This is a genomic window from Noviherbaspirillum sp. ST9, assembly GCF_048799745.1.
Classification (GTDB): Bacteria; Pseudomonadota; Gammaproteobacteria; order Burkholderiales; family Burkholderiaceae_D; genus Noviherbaspirillum.
On record NZ_JBLWFR010000001.1, the window covers coordinates 288488 to 308109 of the forward strand.

Consider the following 19622-nt stretch of genomic DNA (forward strand, 5'->3'; position numbering starts at 1 on the left):
TTGGACCGACCTGAATCCGCATGACCGAGTTTAAGAACACTGAACAGGAACTGCATTTCTTCCGTCTCCGCCTTTCGGTGGTGGCGGTGTTCGTGTTCATCTGTTTCGGCCTGCTGTTTGCGCGCTTCGTGTGGTTGCAGGTGTTCAAGCACAGCGACTACATGAGCCAGGCCGAGGACAACCGCATCTCGGTGGTGCCGGTCGTGCCCAATCGCGGGCTGATCCTTGACCGCAATGGCGTTGTCCTGGCGCGCAACTTCTCCGCCTACACGCTGGAAATCACGCCGTCCAAAATTGCCGACACACTTGACGGGGTGATCGAGGAATTGTCGACGGTGGTCGACATCCAGCCGCGCGATCGCCGCCGCTTCCGCCGCCTGCTCGAAGAGGCCAAGAACTTCGAAAGCGTGCCCATCCGCACCCGCCTTTCGGACGACGAGGTCGCACGGTTTACCGCACAGCGCTACCGTTTCCCCGGCGTCGAAATCCAGGCGCGCCTGTTCCGCCAGTATCCGCATGGTGAGCTCGCCTCGCATGTGATCGGTTATATCGGCCGCATCAGCCAGCGCGATGCCAAGCGCATCGAGGACATGGAAGACGCTGCGAATTACGCCGGGACGGATTACATCGGCAAGGAAGGCCTGGAGAAAAAGTACGAAAACATCCTGCATGGCCGCACCGGCTATGAAGAAGTGGAAGTGACCGCCGGCGGCCGGGCAGTGCGTACCTTGTCGCGGACGGCAGCGACGCCAGGCCAGAATCTGATCCTGTCGATCGACATCGAAATGCAGAAGATCATCGAGGAAGCCTTCGGCGACCGCCGCGGAGCGCTGGTCGCAATCGAACCTTCCACCGGCGACATCCTGGCCTATGTGTCGAAGCCGACCTTCGACCCCAACCTGTTCGTCGAAGGCATCGATGCGCAGAGCTGGGACGAGCTGAATACCTCCATCGACCGGCCCCTGCTCAATCGCCCCCTGATCGGCACCTATCCGCCCGGCTCGACGTTCAAGCCTTACATGGCGCTGGCAGCGCTGGAAAACGGCAAGCGTACGCCCAACCAGGCGATCGCCGATCCCGGCTTCTTCTGGTTCGGCAACCATCGCTTCCGCGACGACAAGGTGGGCGGGCACGGCATGGTCGACATGTACAAGTCCATCGTGCTGTCCTGCAATACCTACTACTACATGCTGGCCAACGACCTTGGCATCGATACTATCCACGACTTCATGAAGCCCTTCGGTTTCGGCCAGTTGACCGGCATCGACCTGGAGAACGAGCGCACCGGCGTGCTGCCTTCAACCACGTGGAAGCGCAATGCCTACAAGAAGCCGGAGCACAAGAAATGGTATGCCGGCGAAACCGTGTCCGTCGGCATCGGGCAGGGTTATAACGCCTACACGCCGCTGCAGCTGGCGCATGCGATGGCAAATCTCGCCAACGACGGCGTTGTGATGCGCCCGCACCTGGTAAAGACGATTGAGGATGGCGTCACCAAAGAGCAGACCGCGACTGTGGCGAAGGAAAGCTATCGCATCCCGCTGAAGCAGGAGAACCTCAACTTCGTGAAGAACGCGATGGCGGGTGTGGTGAAGGAAGGTACGTCTTCCCGCGCATTTGCCCGCGCGGAGTATGTATCCGCCGGCAAGACCGGTACCGCGCAGGCCATCGGCCTCGGCCGCAACGAGAAGTACGATGCGAAGAAAATGCCTGAACGTCATCGCGACCACTCGCTCTACATTGCCTTTGCGCCGGTCGACAAACCGCGCATCGCGCTGGCCGTGATCGTCGAGAACGGCGGTTTCGGCGCCGCCGCCGCAGCGCCGATCGCGCGCCTCGCGCTGGACTATTACCTGCTGGGCAAGCGGCCGGAATCCAAGGAAAAGGCAGCGCAACCGATTGAAGTGGAGGGGGACTGATGGCAACCGTCGGCCTGGGTGAAAAGCGGGCGATCTGGCCCACCCTCAAACCGTATTTCACGGTCTTCGACTGGCCGCTGACCATGATCGTCGGATTGATCTTCACCGCCAGCACCATCACCATGGTCTCTGCCGGCATCGACTTTCCGGGGCGCTTCGAGGGGCACATGCGCAACATCCTCCTGTCTGTGCTCATCATGTGGATTGCGGCAAACGTGTCGCCGCAGATGTTGATGCGCCTGGCGGTCCCCTTGTATCTCGTCGGCGTGGCGCTGCTGGTTGGCGTCGAGCTGTTCGGCATCATCAAGAAGGGCGCGCAGCGCTGGATCAACATCGGCGTCGTCATCCAGCCGTCCGAAATCATGAAGATCGCGACGCCACTGATGCTCGCGTGGTGGTTCCAGAAGCGCGAGAGCGTCATCCGCCTGCCCGAGTTCATCATTGCCGCCATGCTGCTGATGGTGCCGGTGGCCCTCATCATGAAGCAGCCCGACCTTGGCACGGCGCTGCTGGTCATGGCGTCCGGCTTCTATGTGATTTTCCTGGCGGGCCTTCCTTGGAAAATCATTATCGGCCTCGTGCTTGCTGGTGCCGCCTTTCTGCCGATCGGATGGTCCATGATGCATGACTACCAGCGGCAGCGCGTGATGACGCTGATCGATCCGACCTCCGATCCGCTCGGCAAGGGATTCCACATCATCCAGTCGATGATCGCCATCGGGTCAGGCGGGCCAATGGGCAAGGGCTGGATGAACGGCACCCAAGGCCACTTGCAGTTCATCCCCGAACGAACGACCGACTTCATTTTTGCGGTTTACTCGGAAGAGTTCGGACTGATCGGCAATACCACGCTGGTCATCCTGTACCTCATGCTGATCGGCCGTGGTTTGTTTATTGCCGCCAATGCGCCGACCTTGTTCAGCCGGCTGCTTGCCGGCGCAGTGACGCTGATGTTCTTTACCTACGCCTTTGTAAACATGGGCATGGTCAGCGGCATCCTCCCGGTGGTCGGGGTGCCCCTTCCGTTCATGAGTTACGGCGGCACCGCATTCGTCACGCTCGGCCTCGGCATCGGCATGCTGACGAGTATTCAGCGCCACCGAAAACTCGTGCAGACCTGACATCAATTGTGAGGCTGGGAAACTTTTTCCTGGCCTCACTGTCAATCCGGCAATAGAAAAGCACAATAAATCTATCCTTGCGGCAAGCTGCACGCCGGTGCACACTGTTCACCGAACGCGCCGGGCGCATGATCGCCCTGTCTCGACAAGAATCAAGAAGGACTACGAGATGTCACTGCAAGTTATTCGCGGCCGCCGCCGCTATGCCTGTCAATTCATCGCACTCGCGTCGCTGGCGCTCGCCGGTTGCAGCAGCGTGCCGCTCGGTGAACCCGCTGCCGACGCTGCCGCCACGCGTCCTGCACAGGCCAAGACGGCGTCAAAGCTTCCGACCTTGCCGCCGGCCGGTTCGGGGCGCGGCGGCTACTACCAGGATGACGGCCCTGGGGACGCACCGCCTGAAGGCCTGATGGATGTGCCGGATGCCGAGCCCCGGATCGAGCCCTATGCCAACCGTGGCAACAAGCCTTACACCGTGTTCGGGACGACCTACACCCCGACGCTCGATGAACGGCCGTTCAAGCAGCGCGGCGTCGGCAGCTGGTATGGCAGGAAATTCCACGGGCAGAAGACATCTTCCGGCGAGCCCTACGACATGTACAAGATGACGGCGGCGCATCCGACCCTGCCGATTCCCTCGTACGCGCGCGTGACGAACCTGGCGAACGGCAAGCAGGTGGTTGTGCGGGTGAACGACCGCGGCCCGTTCCATTCCGGACGCATCATCGACCTCTCGTACACCGCCGCCCTCAAGCTCGGCTATCTCGGCAAGGGCAGCAGCGAGCTGGAAGTCGAAAGGATCCTGCCCGAAGAAATTGCGCGCATGGGCAAGGGGGAGAAACAGGTGCGCGTCGCCAGTGCCGCCCCGGTGCAGGAGACCGGGGCAGTCGTCGCGATGCCCGTCAATCTTGGCGGGCCGGAGGCGCCGCGCATGCTGGAACCGACGATCGCCGCCGCACCCGTTGTTGTCGCCGCTCCGCAGGCAGCGTCCGCGCAGGGCTTTTATTTGCAACTCGGCGCCTATTCCCAGGCTGCGAATGCCGAGGCAGCGCGTACCCGCATGTTGAGCGGACAGGCGCTCACGTTGCCGCCGCTGGAAGTGGTGGAGTACAACAAGTTTTTCCGTGTCTACAGCGGGCCATTTGCCACCAGGGCGGAAGCCGATGCCGCCGCCAGACAGTTGCAGGAAGGCGGGATGACCAAGCCAATGATCGTGCAGCGCTAACGCTCGCCTTTCATTTGCAACGCGCGTTCGTACAGCGCGTTCTTCTTCTTGCCGGTGATCTGCGCAGCGAGCGAAGCGGCCTGCTTCACCGGGCATTCTTCGAGCAGGATCGCCAGGATGCGCTCCGCTTCGGCATCGTTCTCATCTGAAGCGGAAGGCGCGCCTTCGACCAGGATGACGAACTCGCCCTTTTGCCGGTTCGCCTCTGCATCCAGCCAGGCACGCGCGTCCCCCAGCCGGCAGCGATGGACTTCTTCAAACAGCTTGGTCAGCTCGCGGGCGAATACCACCTGCCGATCCGCCTCCAGCGTCGCGCAAAGTGCCTCCACCATATCGACGATGCGATGCGGCGCCTCGTAGAACACCAGGGTCGCAGCAACGTTCTTCAGCTCCTGCAGGGCGGATTCGCGCTGCTTTGATTTCGCCGGCAGGAACCCCGCGAACAGGAAACGATCGCTCAGCAGGCCGCTGGCCGAGAGGGCGCTCACCGCAGCGGACGCACCCGGCAGGGGCATGACCCGCAAGCCGGCAGAGCGGACTGCATCGACGATGCGCGCTCCCGGATCGGACACGGCAGGCGTCCCGGCATCGGACACCAATGCGATGCGCTGTCCCGACTGCAGGCGCGCGATCAGTTTGTCCGCTGCTTCGCGCTCGTTGTGTTCATGCGCGGCAATCAATTCCTTGTGCAATCCGTAGCGGTGGAGGAGCTGTGCCGTGTTTCGCGTGTCCTCGCAGGCGACCGCATCGGCCATGGCGAGCACATTGACTGCCCGCAACGTAATATCCCCCGCGTTTCCGATGGGAGTGGCCACCACATATAATGTCGACGGCGGATAGACCTGTTGCGCCACGTCCTGCATGATGAGATCGAGGGACGGCGCGCTGGACGTTAAGTGTGGCATGAGGAGATGTGATGTCGGGCCAATGGGCAAAACTGATGGTACTGGGTGTGGTGCTGAGCGGATTGTGCCTGCCCGCGCGGGCAAATACAACCGGCGCGGAAAGCGGCGTCGTCACCTCCCCGGTTGACCTGTCGACCACCGAAAAGACGGTGAGCATCGCACTGCTGCTCCCTATACGCTCGGAAATCCTGCGTGTTCCTTCCGAGGTATTGCGCGCCGGCTTCCAGGCCGCGTATGAACGCGAGCGTGGCGGCATCACGATCAATATCGTCGAGACAGGCGACTCCGCCCAAGACATCGTCTCCGGTTACAAGGCCGCCAGCGCGCTGAATGACGTGGTCGTGGGGCCGCTTTCGCGTACCGGCGTCACCGCCGTTGTCCAAAGCGACGCCGTGGCCAAGCCCACCATTGCATTGACGCCCCCCGATCCTGCGGAGAACGGCGAGATCAAGTTGCCGCCGCAGATGCTGGTCATCGGCCTGTCCATCGAGGAAGAGGCGCGACAGGTGGCCGAGTGGGCGCTGCATGACGTGAAGAAGGGCAAGGCGCTGGTGCTGTTCACGCAAGCCGCTTGGCAACGCCGCGCGGCCAAGGCCTTCGAGACGCAATGGCAGCAGCGCGGCCGGGAAATGGAGGCGATCGAGGTGCCGGCCAACGACGGCTTCCTCAACGGGCGCAGCCTCCTGCAGCTGAAGAAGCAGGTGGAAGCCGACAAGCCGGCAATCCTTTTCCTCGCGCTGGATGCACGGCAGGCGCGGCAGGTGCGCGCGGTCATGGGCAAGGACATCGCCTTGTACGGCACTTCGCAACTCAATCCCACCGCCCTCACGGACCGCGTCACGGCGGAACCGCTCGCCGAAATGGACGGCACCCGCCTGCTCGACATTCCCTGGCAGCTCCAGCCCGACCATCCGGCCGTCATGACCTATCCGCGCCTTGTCGTGGAGGCGGACCAGAAGCGCAATGCCGACCATGAGCGCCTGTATGCGCTGGGCATCGATGCCTACCGTATCGCCCGTGAGATCGCTGACCGGCATACCAATTTCGAACTGGATGGCGTGACCGGCAAGCTCAAGGTGCGTATCGACCAGGGCCAGGCGCGCTTCGAGCGCGTGACCCAGCAGGCCGTCTATCGCGAAGGCAGCGTGGTCGGCGTTGGCGAAGCGCGCTGATGGGCGTCTTCGACGCCATTGCCGGCAGGCGCACGGCCAAGCAGGTGGAAGGCGACGCCGGCGAGGAGCAGGCGCTGCGCTTCCTGCAGGAACATGGACTGAAACTGGTCGAGCGCAACTTCCGCTGCAAGGGCGGCGAAATCGATCTCGTGATGCAGGACGGGCGCGGCCTTGTGTTCGTTGAAGTGCGCAAACGTGCCGGCAGTGGCTACGGTGGGGCCGCTGCAAGCGTCACGGCACGCAAGCAGGCCCGGCTGGTCATTGCGGCCCAGACTTTTCTCCAGCGCTACACAATGCCACCGCCGTGCCGCTTTGATGTCATAGCCATCGACGGTCCCGCATTGGAATGGCTGAAAAACGCCATTGAAGCCTGCTAGCTTTCAAGCAATATTCCCCTGCGGCTTTTTATTTCCCTGCGGCGTGGCTGTGGCCCGCCTGCACTATAATCCCCACACTATGACAAACCACCGCATCCAGGCGCACTTCCAGGAAAGTGCCGAACTGAAAACCAAGGCTGCCGCGCTGCTTGCCGATCCGATTGCACAAGCCGTGGAACTTATGTTTACCGCATTGTCTAATGGCAACAAGATCCTTGCCTGCGGGAACGGGGGATCGGCTGCCGACTGTCAGCATTTCGCCGCGGAACTGGTCGGGCGGTTCGAACGCGAACGCCTGCCGCTTCCGGCGCTGGCGCTGACGACCGACACCTCGATCCTCACCGCGGTCGGCAACGACTACAGCTTCCAGGAAGTGTTTTCGAAGCAGGTGCAGGCATTCGGGCAGGCAGGCGACATCCTGCTGGCGCTGTCGACATCGGGCAACTCGTCCAATGTCCTGGCGGCGGTCGATGCCGCGCTCGAACGCGACATGCGCATCGTCGCACTGACCGGCAAGGGTGGTGGTGCAATGGGCAAGCGGCTGACCGATGCCGATGTGCACATCTGCGTTCCGCACGACCGTACAGCGAGGATCCAGGAAGTGCATTTGTTGACCATACATTGTTTGTGCGACGGTATCGACGTCGCGTTATTTGGGGAGGAAGCTGAATGAATAAATGGACGCGCTTGAAACGTCCTCTGATGATCGCGGTCCTGTGCGGGACTGCCATCACGTCACTGCAGGGCTGCGTCGAAATGGCGGTCGGTTCCGCCGTCGTCGGCACGCTGGCTGCGACGGATCGCCGTACCTTCGGTGCACAGACCGAGGACAAGGCCATCCTGTTCAAGGGCGAAACACGCGTACCCAGTGTCGTCGGCAATGCTGGCCATGTGAATGTCACCAGTTTCAATCGCAAGGTGCTGCTCACCGGCGAGGTACGCGACGAAGCCATGAAGGCCGCGGTCGAACGTGAAGTGGCCAACATCGAAGGCGTGCAATCCATCGTCAACGACATCGAAATCGGTCCGATCTCGAGCTTCAGCTCGCGTTCAAATGATTCGCTGATCACGGGCAAGGTCAAGGCGGCATTCGTCGATGCCAAGGACCTGTATGCCAACTCGATCAAGGTCGTTACCGAGAATGGCTCGGTCTATCTGATGGGCCGCGTCACGCAGCGCGAAGGACAACTCGCATCGGACGTCGCACGCGGCGTCAACGGCGTGAAGCGGGTCGTGAAGGTCTTTGAATACATTTCCGAGGAAGACCTGCGGCAGCTGACCCGCACGTCCGACGATCCGAACAGGAAGTGATCTCCGGCTAATACCGGATGCTATAGTAGGCCGCGAATCGATTGAATTTGCGGCCTTTTTTCTTTTCAGGGGAAAGCATGACCGGCTTGATCGTGTTGACCGTTGTTGCCCTCCTGATCCTGTCCTGGGGTGTCGGCGCGTACAAGCGGCTGGTCGGCCTGCAAAACCAGGTCAAGAACACGTTCTCGCAGGTCAACGGTCAGTTGAAACGCCGCTATGACCTGATTCCCGATCTCGCGGAAATCGCCAAGGGTTACCTGAAGCACGAGCGCGAAACCCTTGAAGCCGTCATCGCTGCATGCAACCACGCACGCAGCGCCAATGCAAAGGCAGCGGCCGACCCTTATGATACCGTTGCCATGCGCGGGATGGCCGCTGCCGAAGAGATGCTGTCTGCGACGCTCGACAGGATGTTTGCACTTGCCGAAGCGTGTTCCGAGCTCAAGGCGGACAAAAACATGATGCAGCTCAGTGAAGAGCTTGCCAGCACCGAGAGCCGCATCGCATTCACCCGACAGGCCTACAATGACGGTGCCATGCAGTACAACGCATCGCGCGCGCAGTTCCCCAGCTCCATCATCGCCGTCGTGTTCGCCTTCAAACGGGCGGGGTTGCTGCAATCGATGGCAGCGCAGGAAGAACGCAAGCGGGCGAAGAGGACCATCTGATCGATACGACCGAACACAATCATGCGTAGAACCCTTCTCAAATTTTTTGCCGCAGCCATGCTTGCCGGTCCCGCCATGGCCGCTGATCCGGTCAAGGTCGTTTACCACCTTACCGAAGGCATCGACCAGGCGTCACGCGCGATGGGCAACATCCGCAATCATTTGCGCGCGGAGCCGGACACGAAGATCGTGGTCGTGGCCAACGGCGACGGCATCAAGTTTTTGCTCACCGGTGCGCGCGAGCGTAACGGCAGGCCGTTTGATGCGGCAGTCGGCGCGCTCGCGTCCCAGGGCGTGGAATTCCGGGTTTGCACCAATACACTCACCGCGCACGACGTTCCCGTCTCACAGGTGTTGCCGGAGGCAAAGCTCGTGCAATCCGGGGTGGCGGAAGTTGCGCGGCTGCAAGCGCGCGAAGGCTTTGCTTACCTGCGGCCCTGACCTGCGTTCGCTTCGTCCCGCGCATATAATGGCGGGAGAAAACGGCATCGCAAGCAGTCCAAATACCATGCAACCAGAAACTCTCTCCTCCTCCGGAAAACGTACCCTGCTCAAGATCATCGGTGCCGCCGCGGTCGTCGCCGCCGGCGTATTCGGTTACACGACGTTGACGGCGACCAAGCCGGCTCCGGACGTGACGTTCAAGAGCATCACGGGTGAAGAAGTGCGCATGGAGAGCTTGCGCGGCAAGGTCGTCATGGTCAATTTCTGGGCGACGAGCTGCACCACATGCGTCAAGGAAATGCCGGCCATGGTGCAAACCTACAACAAGTACAAGGACAAGGGACTGGACTTCGTAGCGGTGGCGATGAGCTACGATCCGCCAAACTACGTGCTCAATTACGCGCAGACGCGCAACCTGCCTTTCAAGGTCGCGCTCGACGTGCAGGGCGAGGTCGCGAAGTCCTTCGATGACGTGAAGCTCACGCCGACGACCTACGTGATCGACAAGGAGGGAAAGATCATCAAACGCTATGTCGGCGAACCGGACTTTGCCGCGCTACATCAATTGATTGAAAAGGCATTGTCCGCGTGAGAATGACCGGCCATGAAAAAGCGCCCCGCGGGGCGCTTTTTTTATTCAGTAGGCTTCCGGCGGCCGGCGCTTTTCCAGCTTCCAGTCCGCTCTCGGATACGGTTGTTCATGGCCGGAGAAATACAGGGTCAGTTCGGTCAGCCATTGCTGCGTCGGCGCCGGATGCACATAGGGCGCGGGAAGAAGGGCCAACACGCTCAGTGCAATGCGCAGCGGCTTGAAGACATGCTTGCTGAGCGAGGTGTGCGCGATACGAATGAAGGGCAGGCTGACCGCCGCGCCGAGCAGGAGGCCGGCGATGACTTCCGATACGGAATGCGTATGCAGCACGACACGCGACACGCCGATCATCGCGGCAAATGCGAATCCCAGCACGACGCCTCCCGCACGCACGATGAAGCGCGTGCGCTGCAGTATCAGGTACAGCAGCACAGGCAGCACGGCGGCGGCGCGCATGGCGTGTCCGCTGAAGCCCGTGAAATCGATGGCGCGAATGCCGATGCCCCAGCCGATGAACGCCATCTTGGTCGCAACGACAATGCCCATCCCGGCGGCAAACAGGAGGCTCCACCAGAAGGCAAGGCGCTTTTCGTCTTCGATAAAAAGCCAGGCCGCAATCGCTGCCGCGGCAAGCGACGTCGTAGTGACGTCGCCGTAAGTCGTGATATCCGTCCAGTCGATCATAGCTGTTGATATGGCACGATGCCCGGGAATAAGTTCATGCAGATTTGTAACCGGGATTGTCGGCCGATGGCGACTTGCGGGTTCGGAATGCAGTGTTCGGGTTCAAGCGACGCTCGCGTCAAGGAGACAGGAAGCCCGCGAGGGAAACGGGCAGTCCTATTGTCGGCGAACGCGGCAGCCGCTCCTTTACTTTTCTCAAAGTGGCGGAGCAGCTGTGGCGGGGATGTGACGGAGAGGGGAAAGTCCGGTGCCGGATCAAGCCACGCCGGCGCCGTGCGCCTGCTGGTCGGCATGGTAGGAGCTGCGCACCATCGCGCCGACGGCGGCATGGGCGAAGCCCATCTTGTACGCTTCATCCTCGAACATCTTGAAGGTGTCCGGATGCACATAGCGGCGCACCGGCAGGTGGTCGCCGGACGGCATCAGGTACTGGCCGATGGTCAGCATCGTCACGCCGTGTTCGCGCAGGTCGCGCATGACCTGCAGGATCTCTTCGTCGGTCTCGCCCAGGCCCACCATCAGGCCGGACTTGGTGGGGACGTCCGGTTGCAGTTCCTTGAAGCGTTTGAGCAGGCTCAAGGAGTAAGCATAGTCGGCACCGGGGCGTGCTTCCTTGTAGAGGCGCGGCACCGTTTCGAGATTGTGGTTCATCACGTCGGGCGGCGCTTCTTTCAGGATTTCCAGCGCGCGGTCCATGCGGCCGCGGAAGTCCGGCGTGAGGATTTCAATGCGGGTATTCGGCGATTGCTCGCGTACCTTGCGGATGCACTCGGCAAAGTGGCCGGCGCCGCCATCGCGCAGGTCGTCGCGGTCGACCGAGGTGATCACGACGTAGGAGAGACGCATGGCGCCGATGGTTTTCGCCAGTGTTTCAGGCTCGTTCACGTCCAGCGGGTCCGGGCGGCCGTGGCCGACGTCGCAGAACGGGCAGCGGCGAGTGCATTTGTCGCCCATGATCATGAAGGTCGCCGTGCCCTTGCCGAAGCATTCGCCGATGTTGGGGCAGCTTGCTTCCTCGCATACCGTCACCAGCTTGTTGGAGCGCAGGATGTCCTTGATCTCGTAGAAGCGCGTCGAGGGCGAACCGGCCTTCACGCGGATCCAGTCCGGCTTGGCCAGCTTTTCAGCCGGCACGATCTTGATCGGGATGCGGGCCGTCTTGCCGGCGCCTTTCTGCTTCTCGGTGGGATTGTAGGCGGGGGTGGCGGCAGTGTCTTTTTCAGTGGTCATGGTGCAGGTCGTTAGCTCGCTGACCGCTTCGGCCAGGCGAAAGGCGCAATCACGCCGTTAGTAATTCGATCAGGTTGTTGGCCAGGGCCAGTTGCACGTCGCGCAGTGGCGCTTCCACGCCGACGGTTTTCATGTCCACCGTCGCCATGCCCGCATAGCCGCAGGGATTGATCCAGGAGAACGGAGCGAGGTCCATTGCGACATTCAGGGATACGCCGTGGTAGGTGCAGCCGCTGCCGCGAATCTTGAGGCCGAGGGCGGCGATTTTCGCGCCTTTCCAGGCGCCGCCGCTCATGTAAATCCCCGGCGCGCCGGGCTTTCGCTCGCCGTCAAGATTATAAGCCTGCAAGGTGTTTATGACCGACTGTTCGATTTTATTCACGAATTCGCGCGCGTACAGGCGCGCGCCGGGCTTGCGCCGCAGGTCCATGAGCAAATAGATAACGACCTGGCCGGGACCGTGGTAGGTCACTTCGCCACCGCGGTCGGTCTGGACGACGGGGATGCCATTGGCGTCCAGCACGTGCGACGGGTCCGCGCCCAGTCCGAGCGTGAACACCGGCGGATGCTCGACGATCCAGAGCTGGTCCTGCGAGTCGACGGTGCGCGCGTCGGTGTAGGCGCGCATGGCCGCGAAACTGGCTTCGTACGGCTCGATGCCGCGGTGGATGATGGCAAGAGGATGCATTTACAGGGGGATTGTATAGAAGTGGTTCTGGTCCTTGTGTGGCGAGTTGTCGATGACCTTGAGGATGGTGGGGTCAATCTCGCCGTCCTTCGGATCGAACAGTCCGCACAAGCGCATCGCCTTGCGCACGTCGATGCTCTTGCCGAGGAATTCGAAGACCACGCGCGCGCAGGCGATCGAGCGCTGGTTGCTCGACGAAACGCCGAGCATCAGCCCGGACAGGCGCGCCACCTTGTTCTTGTAGGTGGGGAAGAGCACCGTCTGCGCGATTTCGTTGCCGGTGAGCGATTCGTAGTCGACCAGGAAGATGCGGTCGTTGAGGTAGAACGTGCCGCCCACGTACTTGCACTTGTAGGTCTCGTCGAGATTGGCGTGCTGCGGAAAGCGCTCCAGCCGCTCGTGGTACACCGCGTTCTCGTGCTGGAAGATGTGGACGAGTCCGCGCAGCACTTTTCCCGGCGCGCTCATCGAGTGGTAGTACTCGTAGTAGTAGCCGAGGTACTTGTCGAACTTGCCGGTCGTCTGGTGCTGCAGGCGGGCGATGTGGTCGCTGAATACCGCGCGTTCGACGCGCTGTTTCGGCCTTACCTGCACGATCTGGTGGAAGTGCTCGCGCGGCAGGTAGATTTCCGACGGCTCCACGCCGAAGAAGTCGCAGATGCGCTCCAGTGTGTGGCTGGACGGCTTGCTGGTGCCGTTCAGGTAGCGGTTGAACTGCGCGCGGTTCAGGTTGAGCTTGCGGCACACGTCGGCGACCGAGCGGTAGTAGCTGCAAAGCATGCGCAGGTTGGCGGAGAACTCCCGTTGTGCGGGGTGGATCTTGCCCGTGTCGACGGATAACGACATGGCATTCCTTTTCTACTTGGAATTGAAATGATGCTAATTGACGCTATTTTAGCATCAAGCAGCATCAACTCGCGTCACTTAGCGAAATGGTATTCGCGGGGGAATGTCCCTAAAGTTGCGTTCCAAGTTAGTGCCGCTTTTTCAATAACAAAATCAACAGGCGGCGCGGCTTGCAGGGACAAGACAATAACAAACACAGACACCCTACCCGGCAATGACTGCATGCGATGCGTCGGCCACAAACTGACGGCATCAGACGGCAGCGTGACCTCACAAAGGAGACATTGATGGTTACCGTTGAAGATTGCATCCTCGGCAATAGCGCGTTGCACGACCGCTTTTTCGCCACTACCGAAATCCTCGCACGACTCGTATCCAGCGCACCGCGCGCGGTCAGCCTGGCGCAGCTCGAAGCCGCCACCGGCCGTCCCGAAAAAGAACTGGTCAGGCTGTGCGCCGCGCTGTCGCGCGACGGCCTCCTGCGCCAGGATGCGCAGGCGCAGGACAAATGGACGCTGACCTGCGACCCGTCGCTGGTGACGCTGGAAGACGTCTTCCGATGCGTCATGTCCGAGCAGCAAACGCGTTCCCGGAAGACCGCCGACCGTACGCCCAATGACGTCGACCTGCTCGTCATGCAGGCCATGATTGCGATTAATCAAAGCGTGTTCAAACAGCTGCGCCAGTTCTCCCTCGACAGGTTGAAGATAAGCGCAGCCGGCATGTTCCCGTCCCCGCGCAGGGCGCTGCGCGACCCGGGCCTGGAAGACGGCTACGACTTTGCGATATCCGGCCGCGAGGCCAGCTTTTCGCCTGTGCAGGTTCCTGCCTAGGCGCGTTCTGAAGTACCTTCCCCTCGTTCACCCCTTAGGAGACAACACATGCAGTTCAAGACAAAAATGATTCCGTTGGCTGGCGCAATCGCATTTGCCTTCGCAGGTGCAGCATCGGCACAGGAACAAGTCGTCAAGATCGGCCACGTCGGCCCGATCTCCGGCGCCATCGCACACCTGGGCAAGGACAATGAAAACGGCGCCCGCATGGCGATTGACGAACTCAACGCCAAGGGCGTGACCATCGGCGGCAAGAAGGTCAAGTTCGAACTGCTGGCTGAAGACGACGGCGCCGATCCGAAGCAAGGGACTGCAGCTGCACAGAAACTGGTCGACGCCAAGGTCAACGGCGTGATCGGCCACCTGAACTCTGGCACCACCATCCCGGCCTCCAAGATCTATCACGACGCTGGCATCCCGCAGATTTCCCCGTCCGCGACCAACCCCAAGTACACGCAGCAAGGCTTCAAGGGCGCCTTCCGCGTGGTGGCCAACGACGGCCAGCTGGGCGGTACGCTGGGCCGTTATTCTGCTGAAAAGCTCGGCGCCAAGAGCGTTGCCGTTATCGACGACCGCACCGCTTATGGCCAGGGCGTGGCTGAAGAGTTCATCAAGGGTGCCAAGTCCAAGGGCGTCCAGGTCGTGGCACAGCAGTACACCAACGACAAGGCGACCGACTTCAACGCAATTCTGACCGCCATCAAGGCCAAGAATCCGGACGTTGTGTTCTTCGGCGGCATGGACGCTGTGGCCGGCCCGATGCTGCGCCAGATGAAGGCACTGGGCATCAACGCCAAGTTCATGGGCGGCGACGGCATCTGCTCCGAGCAGCTGGCCAAGCTGGCTGGCGACGCCATGGGCGACGGCCAGGTCGTGTGCGCCGAGGCAGGTGGTGTGGAAGAAGCGCAGAAGAAGGGCATGGAAGATTTCCGCGCTGCCTTCAAGAAGAAGTTCAACGCCGACGTGCAGATCTATGCACCGTATGTCTATGACGCGGTGATGGTGATGGTCGAAGCCATGAAGAAGGCGAACTCCGCCGAGCCGGCGAAGTACCTGCCGGAACTGGCGAAGATCAACTACAAGGGCGTGACCGGCAACATCGCTTTCGATGCCAAGGGCGACATCAAGGACGGCACGCTGACCCTGTACACCTACAAGGGTGGCCAGCGCCAGCAACTGGCTGTGACGAAGTAATCCTTACTTCGACTCCGGCGGCTGCAGGCGCCGCCGCCGGTCTGCACTCGCGGTGACGGGCGGGCAATCCGCTGGCACAATCCATCGATCCGCCTTTCACGAGCCATCCCATGCAAGCGAATCCAGTGTCACGCAAGAAGATCGGCATCATCACCGGATCGGGGCCGGAAGCGGGCATCGATTTGTGGAGCAAATTGCTGGCGGCCAACCGGACGATTCATGGCGACCGTTTTCGCGGCGACCTGGATGCGCCCGATGTCACCATCGTGTCCGAGTCGACGCTCGGCCTGTCGATGGAGCTGGCAGAAAACGACCGCGCCGTCTGGCAATGTCTGCGCCAGGCAGCTGAGGCGATTGCCCACCGCGTGGATTATTACGCCATTGCCTGCAATACACTGAACTACTACCAGCCGCAGCTCGAAGCGCTGCAACTCCCGGCCACATTCGTCTCGTTCGCTGACGCCGTGTCGGGATTCGTGAAGGAAAACCGGATCGAACGCGTCGCGCTGCTCGGCGCGCGTCCCGTTACCGACCTCGGCCCGTGGTCGCACTACCGCACGCTTGCGGAACATGTCACCATCGAATTGCCAAAGCCCGCGCTTGCGGAACAATTGCATCGCCTGATCTACGACGTGAAAACCCATGGCGGCAACGTCGAGGACATCCGCCGCCGGTTCCGCGACATCCTCAACGGCCTGGAATCGCATACCGTCCTGCTGGCCTGCACCGAATTGCCCCTGATTCCACTCGACGCCGGGCACAAGCAGGCGGTCGACGTGACGGAACTGGTTGCCCGGCGGCTGGCACGGCTGGCAAACGGCTTGCAACCGTAACGAACAACAATTCCTGATCGATGAACGACAAACACATCGGATTGATTTACGCCGGCGGCACGATCGGCATGACGCTGACGGCGCAGGGTTATGCGCCGATGCAGGATTTCGGCGATGCGCTTGCGCGTTTGTTTGCAGCGGCGGGAGACACGTTGCCGCGCTATACGCTGCATGAATACGCCGTTCCCATCGACAGCACTAATGCGACGCCGCAGGACTGGCAGAACATCGGCCGCGACATCGCGGCGCGTTACAACGACTACGACGGCTTCGTCGTGCTGCATGGCACCGACACCATGGTGTACACCGCGGCGGCGCTTTCTTTCATGCTGCAGGGGCTGCGCAAGCCGGTCATCGTGACCGGTTCGCAGGTTCCTCTCGGGGTTGCGCGTTCCGACGCGGCGCAGAACCTGGTCACCGCCATGCAGCTGGCCGCCTCGGATGCCATCAATGAAGTGGCGATCTACTTCAACCAGCGGCTCCTGCGCGGCAACCGTGCGACGAAGGTAAGCACCGAGCGGATGGATGCCTTCGACAGTCCGAATTATCCGTGGCTGGCTGACGTGGGGATTCATGTCCGTTTCAATCGTGCGGCCTTGCTGGCCCGCGCGGACACGGAACGCTTTGAACTTCCCGACTATGGACGCCAATCGGTGCTGCCGGTGCGCTTCGTTCCCGGGATGCCGACGGCGGCCGTGCAGGCAATGATCGACCTGAAACCGCAGGCGCTGATCCTGCAGTGCTACGGCGCGGGCAATGCGCCGGACCGCGATCCCGCGCTGCTGGACATGCTCGCACGCGCAAGTGCGCAAGGCATGGTGATTGCGGCCTGCAGCCAGTCGCCGCATGGCCGTGTTGCCATCGGCACTTACGCAGCGGGCGCCGGCATGACGGCAGCGGGTGTCATCGGTTCCGGCGACATGACCTTCGAGGCGCTCTTCGCCAAACTCCATCACCTGCTTGCGCGTGGCCTGGCGCCGGAAGACCTCCGCAAGCAATTGCTGCGCGACCTCGCCGGTGAACTGAGCGCATGATCGTGTTACGCTAGGGCGCCTCTCAAACATGCCGCCCCGCGCGGCACGCGCCAACTGCACATGTCACTCATCAAGGATCTCTCCCTGCCTGCGATCATCGCGGGCTTTGTCACTGTACTTGTCGGATTCACCAGCTCCGCGGTCATTGTGTTCCAGGCGGCGAACGCCGTCGGCGCGACGCCAGCGCAGGTTGCCTCGTGGATGTGGGCGCTCGGTCTCGGCATGGGGGCGACCTGTATCCTGCTTTCGCTGCGCTATCGCGTCCCTGTCGTGACCGCGTGGTCCACGCCGGGTGCGGCGATGCTGATCACCGGCGCCGCCGGCGTGTCGATCGGCGATGCGACGGGCGCCTTCCTCGTCTCGGCGGCGCTGATCACGCTGTGCGGCTTTTCCGGCTGGTTCGAGCGCATGATCAACCGCATTCCGGTCTCAATTGCATCGGGCATGCTGGCAGGCGTGCTGTTGCGCTTCGGGCTGGATGTGTTTGTCGCGATGAAGACGCAGCTCGTCCTGGCGCTGGCCATGTTCCTGGTTTATCTGGCGGGCAGAAGGGCCTTCCCGCGCTATGCCGTCATCGGGACGCTGGTGGTTGGCATTGCGATAGCAGCCGCACAGGGGCTGCTCCACATGGATGGTGTACGCTTGGAGTTTGCCCAGCCCGAGTTCGTCATGCCAACGTTCTCGCTGTCTTCCATCATCGGCGTGGCGCTGCCGCTGTTTGTCGTTACCATGGCATCGCAGAACGTTCCCGGGGTCGCCGTCATCCGGGCATCCGGATATTCGGTGCCGATTTCGCCCGTCATCGGATGGACGGGCGTTGCCAACCTCATCCTGGCGCCTTTCGGCGGTTATGCGCTCAACCTCGCCGCCATCACGGCTGCAATCTGCATGGGGCGCGAAGCGCATACCGACCCGAAGCGCCGCTATGTCGCCGCCGTGGCAGCGGGCGTTTTCTACCTGCTGATCGGCCTGTTCGGCGCAACCGTGGGCGCGGTGTTCGCCGCGTTTCCCAAGGAGCTCGTCCTGGTGATTGCCGGCCTTGCGCTGTTCGGGACGATAGGCAACGGGCTTGCTGCCGCGCTGGCCAACGAGCGGGAGCGCGAGCCGGCGCTGGTCACCTTCCTTGTCACGGCCTCGGGCGTCACGCTGTTTGGTATCGGGGCCGCGTTCTGGGGACTGGTTGCCGGCGTCATTGCGATGCTGGCCTTGCATGGCGGGCGCCACGCAACCGGCGCTACCCAGCAGGGAAAGTGACGCCGCTCAGGCGTTTTCCGTCTTGCGACCGGCGGGACGCAGTTCGGCGAGGACCAATGCGCCGATGACGATGGCGCCACCGGCGACACCGCGCCAACCCAGCAATTCTCCCAGCCACATCCAGCCGAACAGGGCGGCAAAGACCGGCTCCATGGCGAAAATCAGTGCTGCCTTCTCGGCCGCGACACGACGCTGCCCGACGGCTTGCAGGAACAGCATGCCGGCGGTCGCCACTGCGCCAAGGTAGAGCAATGTCGTTACGTGCGGCACGGCCCGCGTGACCAGCGTGGCGAGCGATTCTGCCGGCTGCAGCAGCATCCATGCCGTTGCCAATACGGCCATCACCACGATCTGTGTCGCTGCAAGATGCTTTGCCTCGTGCCGGGCAGAACGCTGAGACAGCACGATCACATACAGCGCATACGCAAGCGCGCATACGATCGTTGCCGCATCTCCCGCCAGGTTTCCTCCGCCTTCCCAGGACATCAGCCCGATACCGGCGCAGGCCATTGCTCCGGCGGCGACCGCTGTCCACGCGAGGCGTCCGCCAAACGCCAGGCCGAGCAATGGCACCATCAGCACATTCAGGCTCGTGAGGAATGCACTGCGGTTGGACGAGATGAACTGCAAGCCATATGCCTGCGTGACGTAAGAGGCAAGGGCGAGTACGCCGAGCAGCGCGCCGTCGATCCACGCCCTGCGCGGCGCGCTCAGCAGGAAGGGCGACATGCACACGGCAGCGACGATGAAGCGGAATGCGGAAATCTCGACGCCTCCGAGATCGGCAGCCGCCGACTTCAGTAATGGAAACGTCGTGCCCCAGACGAGGGTCACCAGCAGCAGGATCAGGATGCCGGGATTCATTCAGCGCACCGCATCCGCGTTGAGGACTTCCTTGGCGTAACTTGCGCGTTCGATGTCCAGCATCTCGACGCACAGCTGCACCGGGTGCCTTGCAAGGTCCTTGCACGATTCGGACAGGACACCCAGCAACGCATGCGAAATGGCGCTCTTGACCTCGGGCGGGCGGCCGCTGAGGATGGCAAGCTTGACGTGGACGAAGGCGTGCGGCTCCGATGTGGTCCCGACGCGCCAGGTATCGAGCGCAATCGCACGGCTCTTGATGTCCATCGCGTTGAAATGGCCGGTTGCAACCAGTGCATGGTTGAGCGCGAGCAGGATGCGGTCGGCGTCGAGCGTCGCGAGGTTGTTGGTGTATTCGAGTGTCAGGTGCGGCATGTTGCTTTCGGATTCATCCATCTGGGGCCGGTCAGGATATCACCGGCGCCACC

At 61.9% G+C, this 19622-nt stretch carries 22 protein-coding genes; 15 read left to right on the top strand and 7 right to left on the bottom strand.

Features of this window, described 5'->3' with window-relative positions:
• Window positions 1-20 precede the first annotated feature (20 nt).
• The 3 genes from mrdA to ACNOHI_RS01345 all read left to right on the top strand — a co-directional run bounded on the left by mrdA (window position 21) and on the right by ACNOHI_RS01345 (window position 4265).
• Window positions 21-1919 (top strand): penicillin-binding protein 2, encoded by a 1899-nt coding sequence (mrdA, locus tag ACNOHI_RS01335; protein ID WP_420472826.1) that lies wholly within the window; start codon window positions 21-23, stop codon window positions 1917-1919.
• Window positions 1919-3040 (top strand): rod shape-determining protein RodA, encoded by a 1122-nt coding sequence (gene rodA, locus ACNOHI_RS01340; protein WP_420472827.1) that lies wholly within the window; start codon window positions 1919-1921, stop codon window positions 3038-3040. The genes mrdA and rodA overlap by 1 nt, the downstream gene beginning before the upstream one ends.
• A 169-nt stretch (window positions 3041-3209) precedes the next feature.
• Window positions 3210-4265, top strand: a complete 1056-nt coding sequence (locus tag ACNOHI_RS01345; RefSeq protein ID WP_420472828.1) for a septal ring lytic transglycosylase RlpA family protein — start codon at window positions 3210-3212, stop codon at window positions 4263-4265.
• Here ACNOHI_RS01345 and rsmI read toward each other — a convergent pair.
• Window positions 4262-5170: a 16S rRNA (cytidine(1402)-2'-O)-methyltransferase gene (gene rsmI, locus ACNOHI_RS01350; protein ID WP_420472829.1), complete on the bottom strand. Its 909-nt coding sequence runs from the start codon at window positions 5168-5170 to the stop codon at window positions 4262-4264. The two genes, ACNOHI_RS01345 and rsmI, sit on opposite strands and share 4 nt — an antisense overlap.
• Window positions 5171-5181: 11 nt before the next feature.
• Here rsmI and ACNOHI_RS01355 point away from each other — a divergent pair, with 11 nt between their 5' ends.
• The 7 genes from ACNOHI_RS01355 (at window position 5182) to ACNOHI_RS01385 (ending at window position 9734) form a co-directional block, all read left to right on the top strand.
• On the top strand, window positions 5182-6342 hold the full coding sequence (locus ACNOHI_RS01355) for a penicillin-binding protein activator (protein ID WP_420472830.1): 1161 nt from the start codon (window positions 5182-5184) through the stop codon (window positions 6340-6342).
• Window positions 6342-6719, top strand: a complete 378-nt coding sequence (locus tag ACNOHI_RS01360; RefSeq protein ID WP_420472831.1) for a YraN family protein — start codon at window positions 6342-6344, stop codon at window positions 6717-6719. Before ACNOHI_RS01355 ends, ACNOHI_RS01360 begins: the two co-directional genes overlap by 1 nt.
• A gap of 79 nt (window positions 6720-6798) precedes the next feature.
• Entirely contained in the window at window positions 6799-7392 is a 594-nt protein-coding gene (locus ACNOHI_RS01365) for a phosphoheptose isomerase (protein ID WP_420473235.1), read from the top strand.
• A complete protein-coding gene (locus ACNOHI_RS01370; RefSeq protein ID WP_420472832.1) occupies window positions 7389-8030 on the top strand; it encodes a BON domain-containing protein in 642 nt (213 codons plus the stop codon). Before ACNOHI_RS01365 ends, ACNOHI_RS01370 begins: the two co-directional genes overlap by 4 nt.
• 77 nt (window positions 8031-8107) lie before the next feature.
• Complete coding sequence (locus ACNOHI_RS01375; protein WP_420472833.1) at window positions 8108-8698, top strand: LemA family protein; 591 nt, start codon at window positions 8108-8110, stop codon at window positions 8696-8698.
• Between the two features lie 21 nt (window positions 8699-8719).
• A complete protein-coding gene (locus tag ACNOHI_RS01380) occupies window positions 8720-9139 on the top strand; it encodes a DsrE family protein (protein ID WP_420472834.1) in 420 nt (139 codons plus the stop codon).
• Window positions 9140-9206: 67 nt separating this feature from the next.
• On the top strand, window positions 9207-9734 hold the full coding sequence (locus ACNOHI_RS01385; protein WP_420472835.1) for a peroxiredoxin family protein: 528 nt from the start codon (window positions 9207-9209) through the stop codon (window positions 9732-9734).
• A 45-nt stretch (window positions 9735-9779) separates the two neighbouring features.
• Here ACNOHI_RS01385 and ACNOHI_RS01390 read toward each other — a convergent pair whose 3' ends face one another.
• The 4 genes from ACNOHI_RS01390 to ACNOHI_RS01405 form a co-directional block, all read right to left on the bottom strand.
• Window positions 9780-10418: a phosphatase PAP2 family protein gene (locus ACNOHI_RS01390; protein ID WP_420472836.1), complete on the bottom strand. Its 639-nt coding sequence runs from the start codon at window positions 10416-10418 to the stop codon at window positions 9780-9782.
• A 255-nt stretch (window positions 10419-10673) separates the two neighbouring features.
• Window positions 10674-11648: a lipoyl synthase gene (gene lipA, locus ACNOHI_RS01395; protein ID WP_420472837.1), complete on the bottom strand. Its 975-nt coding sequence runs from the start codon at window positions 11646-11648 to the stop codon at window positions 10674-10676.
• Window positions 11649-11697: 49 nt separating this feature from the next.
• The gene (gene lipB, locus ACNOHI_RS01400) at window positions 11698-12336 is read right to left on the bottom strand and encodes a lipoyl(octanoyl) transferase LipB (protein ID WP_420472838.1); all 639 of its coding nucleotides are present in this window, start codon (window positions 12334-12336) and stop codon (window positions 11698-11700) included.
• Window positions 12337-13182 (bottom strand): helix-turn-helix domain-containing protein, encoded by an 846-nt coding sequence (locus tag ACNOHI_RS01405; protein WP_420472839.1) that lies wholly within the window; start codon window positions 13180-13182, stop codon window positions 12337-12339.
• Between the two features lie 287 nt (window positions 13183-13469).
• Between ACNOHI_RS01405 and ACNOHI_RS01410 the strand changes: the two genes are divergently transcribed.
• The 5 genes from ACNOHI_RS01410 (at window position 13470) to ACNOHI_RS01430 (ending at window position 18330) form a co-directional block, all read left to right on the top strand.
• Complete coding sequence (locus ACNOHI_RS01410; protein WP_420472840.1) at window positions 13470-14015, top strand: Rrf2 family transcriptional regulator; 546 nt, start codon at window positions 13470-13472, stop codon at window positions 14013-14015.
• 48 nt (window positions 14016-14063) lie between these two features.
• Window positions 14064-15209 carry a branched-chain amino acid ABC transporter substrate-binding protein gene (locus tag ACNOHI_RS01415; RefSeq protein ID WP_420472841.1) on the top strand — a complete coding sequence of 382 codons (1146 nt, stop codon included), beginning with the start codon at window positions 14064-14066 and terminating at the stop codon, window positions 15207-15209.
• A gap of 110 nt (window positions 15210-15319) precedes the next feature.
• Window positions 15320-16042: an aspartate/glutamate racemase family protein gene (locus ACNOHI_RS01420; protein WP_420472842.1), complete on the top strand. Its 723-nt coding sequence runs from the start codon at window positions 15320-15322 to the stop codon at window positions 16040-16042.
• A gap of 20 nt (window positions 16043-16062) precedes the next feature.
• Window positions 16063-17076, top strand: coding sequence for a type I asparaginase (locus tag ACNOHI_RS01425; RefSeq protein WP_420472843.1), 1014 nt, complete (start codon window positions 16063-16065; stop codon window positions 17074-17076).
• Between the two features lie 60 nt (window positions 17077-17136).
• Window positions 17137-18330 carry a benzoate/H(+) symporter BenE family transporter gene (locus tag ACNOHI_RS01430; protein WP_420472844.1) on the top strand — a complete coding sequence of 398 codons (1194 nt, stop codon included), beginning with the start codon at window positions 17137-17139 and terminating at the stop codon, window positions 18328-18330.
• 6 nt (window positions 18331-18336) lie between these two features.
• Here the strand turns inward: ACNOHI_RS01430 and ACNOHI_RS01435 are convergent, their stop codons facing one another.
• Together ACNOHI_RS01435 and ACNOHI_RS01440 are read right to left on the bottom strand one after the other, a co-directional pair.
• Window positions 18337-19194 carry a DMT family transporter gene (locus ACNOHI_RS01435; protein ID WP_420472845.1) on the bottom strand — a complete coding sequence of 286 codons (858 nt, stop codon included), beginning with the start codon at window positions 19192-19194 and terminating at the stop codon, window positions 18337-18339.
• Entirely contained in the window at window positions 19195-19569 is a 375-nt protein-coding gene (locus tag ACNOHI_RS01440) for a 5-carboxymethyl-2-hydroxymuconate Delta-isomerase (RefSeq protein WP_420472846.1), read from the bottom strand.
• Window positions 19570-19622 lie beyond the last annotated feature (53 nt).